The organism is Nonomuraea lactucae, assembly GCF_003313395.1.
GTDB lineage: Bacteria > Actinomycetota > Actinomycetes > Streptosporangiales > Streptosporangiaceae > Nonomuraea > Nonomuraea lactucae.
Genome location: NZ_QNFZ01000094.1, coordinates 1 through 4415, shown reverse-complemented (window position 1 = coordinate 4415; position 4415 = coordinate 1). Strand labels below are relative to the sequence as shown.

The 4415-nt window shown below is 69.3% G+C and carries 1 protein-coding gene and 1 pseudogene; both read right to left on the bottom strand.

Annotated elements, in window-relative coordinates; translation table 11 throughout:
- A partial coding sequence (locus DQW85_RS07115) for a condensation domain-containing protein (protein ID WP_240196984.1) occupies nt 1-3440 on the bottom strand: 3440 nt, incomplete at its 3' end.
- 123 nt (nt 3441-3563) lie between these two features.
- Nucleotides 3564-4412 (bottom strand): annotated as a pseudogene (locus tag DQW85_RS48125) (AMP-binding protein); the annotation flags it as partial.
- Nucleotides 4413-4415: the final 3 nt, after the last annotated feature.

Below are 4415 nucleotides of genomic sequence, written 5' to 3'. Positions count from 1 at the left end.
CTGATCGACAGCGCGTCGCCACCGCACAGCAGCATCCGCAGCCCCGCGAACACCTCCGGCGCGGCCTCCGCCACCTGATGGAACAGGCCCGACGTGACGACCGACACGGTGACGCCGTTCTCGCGCAGGATGGACATGAGGTCGAGCTGCTCCATCTCCCGCGCCGAGGCCACCGCCAAGGTCGCGCCGTTGAGCAGGGCGCCCCAGATCTCGAACGTCGAGGCGTCGAAGGAGATGGGCACGATGTGCGACACCACGTCGCCGGGCTCCACCACCACGACCGGATCGAAACAGATCCTGGCCACGGCCTCGTGGGTGACCTCCACGCCCTTGGGCACACCCGTCGAACCGGAGGTGTACATCGCGTACAGCAGGCCGTCGGGCTCCCCGAAGGACCCCTCGGCCACCGGCTCGTCCTCGCCATCGCGCACGTGGAGCACCCGAACGGCACGGGGGACCCGCCATTCCACGTTCGTGAGCGCGGCGCGCATGCCGGAGTTCTCGATCATGTACTGGATGCGCGACTCGGGCAGCGCCGGGTCCAGAGGCACATAACAGGCGCCCGCCCGTGCGACGCCGAGCAGCGCGACGATGAAGTCGACGCCCCGCTCGAAGTACAGCCCGACCTTCTCGCCCACGGACACTCCGTGCCTGCGGAGCAGCCCGGCGACCCGTCCCGCTCGGCGGTCCAGCTCGGCGTAGGTGAGCTCCTCCCCGGCGCAGCGCACCGCGCACTTGTCCGGGTGGCGGCGCACCCGTTCCCTGAACAGCTCCGGCAGGGTCGCCCTGGGCACCTGGGCGGTCGCGGTCTCGTTCCAGCCGACCAGCATGCGCTGAAGGTCCTGCTCGGGCTGCAGCGGGACATCGCGCACCAGCACGTCCGGGTCGCTCGCCACCGCCGCCAGCACCTGACCGAGTTGCTCGAAGAGCCGCTGGACGGTCGCCTTGTCGAACGCGGCCGTGGAGAACTCCACAGCGATCGCGAGCTCGTCCGCGACGTCCACCGAGAACATCAGCGGGTAACGCCCCTGTTCGAACCGCAGGAACGCGTCCACGTCCTCGGCGCCGGTGACCGCCAGGCCCCCGGCCCCCGCCCCCTCCTCCTCGGGAAGGTTCTGGATGGCGATGATGCTGTCGAACAGGGAGGCACCGCGCGGCACCGCCGAGTACGTCTGGATGTCGGTCAGCGGTGTGTGCTCGAACCTCTGGAGCGCGATCTGGCCGTCCTGCATCTCGCGGAGCCAGTCGGCGAACGGCACGTCGGAGGGCACGGAGGCGCGTACCGGTACGGTGTTGATGAACATGCCGACCATGGATTCCATGCCGGACAACTCCGCGGGACGGCCGGACACCGTCAGGCCGTAGACGACATCACCCTCGCCGCTGTGGCGGGACAGCAGCAGCGCCCACGCGGCCTGCACCGCGGTGCCCAAGGTGACCCGGGCTCGCCGCGCCAGCCGTGCCAGGCCCGCGGTGACCTCACGCGGGAAGTCCACCAGGTGATAGCCCTGGTTCCAGTGCTTGGTGGCCGGCCGGTCCACGGGCAGCGGGGTCGCCGCTTCGAAGCCCGCGAGGTACCGCCGCCAGAACCGTTCCGCCTCGGTGGCGTCCCGCTGTGCGAGCCAGGCGATGAAGTCGCGATACGGCGGCGGGGCGGGCAGTTCCGCCCGTTCGTGCCGCCGCAGTGCCTCATAGGTGCTGAAGACCTCGTCCAGCACGATCGGCACACTCCATCCGTCGAGGCAGATGTGGTGGAAGGTCCACACCATCCAGTGCCGGTCATCGCCCCGGTCGATCACGGTCACCCGCGTCAACGGCGGTGTCGTGAGGTCGAACCCGCGCTCGCGATCGTCCGCGAGGAGTCGTTCCAGCCGGCCGTGGTCTCCGTCGGACCAGTCGAGTGCCTCGAAGGGGATCTGTGCGGTGTCGTGGACGACCTGCAGTGGCGCGGGGGCGTTCTCCCAGACGAACGCCGTCCGCAATGCCGCGTGGCGTCCCGTGACCGCGTTCCATGCGTGGCGCAGTGCCGCCACGTCCAGCCGACCTCTGAATTCGCGCACTTCTTGCGCCAGGTAGACGCCGGAGATCTCGGCGGGGGCTTCCAGGGTGTGGAAGAGCATGCCCTGCTGGACGGGCGTCAGCGGGTACACGTCGGCGATCGTCCGGGGCTGAAGGGCCAGCGTGTCAAGTGCTCGCTGGTCGAGGCGGGCGAGAGGGAAGTCGGCGGGCGTGTAGCCGCCGGCCTGGGGGGACATGCAGTGCTCGACCAGGTCCCGGACTGCCCGGACGTACTCACCGGCCACCCTCTGGATGGTCTCGGCCCGGTGGAGCCCTGTGCTGAAGTACCACTGGAGGACCAACCCGCCGTCGGCACCCCGCTCCGCCTCGATCCGCAGTGCGTGGGCGCCGCTCCGGCCGCTGGAAAGTGCCGTGCTCCCACCCGTCGCGATCGGTCTGAAGAGCACCTGGGGCTCGCGTATCCGCCCCTGCCCTCCCGCCAGACGGCGCAAGTCGGCGTGGTCGATCCCCTGCCGTGGAGCACGGCGGAGCCGTTCCTTCACCGCCTTCAGCACGCCCGGGCGGTCGTCGAGGTCGGCTGCGGACAGCGTGATCGGGTAGCAGGCCGTCGTGGTTTCGCGGTCTTCCCCTTCCAGGTCGATCGTCACCGTGTCGGTTCCGGCCCAGCGCCCCAGGGCCTGCAGCAGTGCCGCCAGGAGGACGTCTCCGGGTCGTGTGCGATAGGCCTCGTTCGCCCAGGTGAAGAGCGCGGTGGTGGTCTCGGGATCGAGCCGGGCGGTCGCCACTTCGTCGAGGGTCTCGGCACCGGTCCCGGTGAAGTCGACCGGCAACGAGAAGCCGGACCCCAGTTGTGCCAGCCAGTACGAGTGGTCCGCCCGTGGTTCTTGCGAGGCTGAGCCGGGGTCATGATCGGCAGGCATGTGCCGTACGGCGGTCGCGAGCTCGCCCACGTTCTGGTGCGTGAAGATGTCGGCGATGTCGACCGGAAGCCCGGCGGCACGGGCACGCGCGACGATTCTCAGGCTGAGGATGGAATCGCCGCCGAGGTCGAAGAAGTTGTCCCTCACCCCCACCCGCTCCACACCCAGCACCTGCGACCAGATCTCCGCCAACACCACCTCGACCCGCGTGCGCGGCGGCACATACTCCACCCCCGCCACACTCACCCCCGGATCCGGCAACGCCCGCCGATCCACCTTCCCGTTCACCGTCAACGGCAACCCATCCACCACCACGAACGCCGCCGGCACCATGAACTCCGGCAACCGCTCCCGCAAGAACCCCCGCAACCCACCAGGCTCCGGTTGTCCTCCCTCGGCCGCCACCACATACCCCACCAACCGCATCCCCGACGGGCCGTCGTCTCGGGCGACCACCACCGCATCGCGCACGTCCGGGTGCCCGGCCAGCACCACCTCCACCTCACCAGGCTCGACCCGGAACCCACGGTCCCCCGTCCGATACAACCGCCCCCCACCACCCACAAACGGATCAGCCACAAACCGCTCCGCCGTCAAATCAGCACGCCCCACATACCCCCGCGCCACCCCCACCCCACCAATGAACAACTCACCCGGCACACCCACCGGCACCACATTCAGCCACTCATCCAGCACATAGGCCCGCACCCCCGCAAGCGGCCGCCCGACCGGCACCAGCCCGTCACCGGCCGCATCGGGCTCCACCACCATCAGCACAGAGTCGATCGCCGCCTCGGTCACGCCATACACATTGGCCGGCACCGCATTCGGCGCCACCGCCCCCACGCTCGCGACCAGCCCCTCATACGTCCACACATCCGTGCCAGAGACCACCAACCGCAACGCGTCCAATGCGCCCGCATGGCGGCAGTACGCCGCCAAATCCCGCAACAGCGTGCCCGGCACAATCTCCGCGATCTCCACCCGATGCGCATCCAACACCGCATACAACTCTTCCACCGACACCCCGTCCGCCTGCGGTAAGAACACCACCGCCCGGCCCGCACACAGAGCACGCACCATGTCCCCGACCGACACATCAAAGCCGGGGCTGGTCATCGACAACGTCACCCCCGGACCGCCCAGCCCCTCCAGCGCCCGCTGCCAACCCGCCACATACCCCGCCAACCCCCGATGCGTGACCGCCACACCCTTCGGCCGCCCCGTCGACCCCGACGTATACGCCACATACGCCAACCCCTCACCCTCCACCGCAACCTTTGCAACCGCCCCGCCCACCGACCAATCCACCTCATCCACCAACACCACACCACCCTCGAACCCCGCCAACCCACCCACCAGATCACGCGTGGTGACAACCACCCCAACACCCGAATCTGCCAGCAAATACGCCAACCGCCCCACCGGCTGCCCCACATTCAACGGCACATACACCCCACCCGCCTTCAACACCGC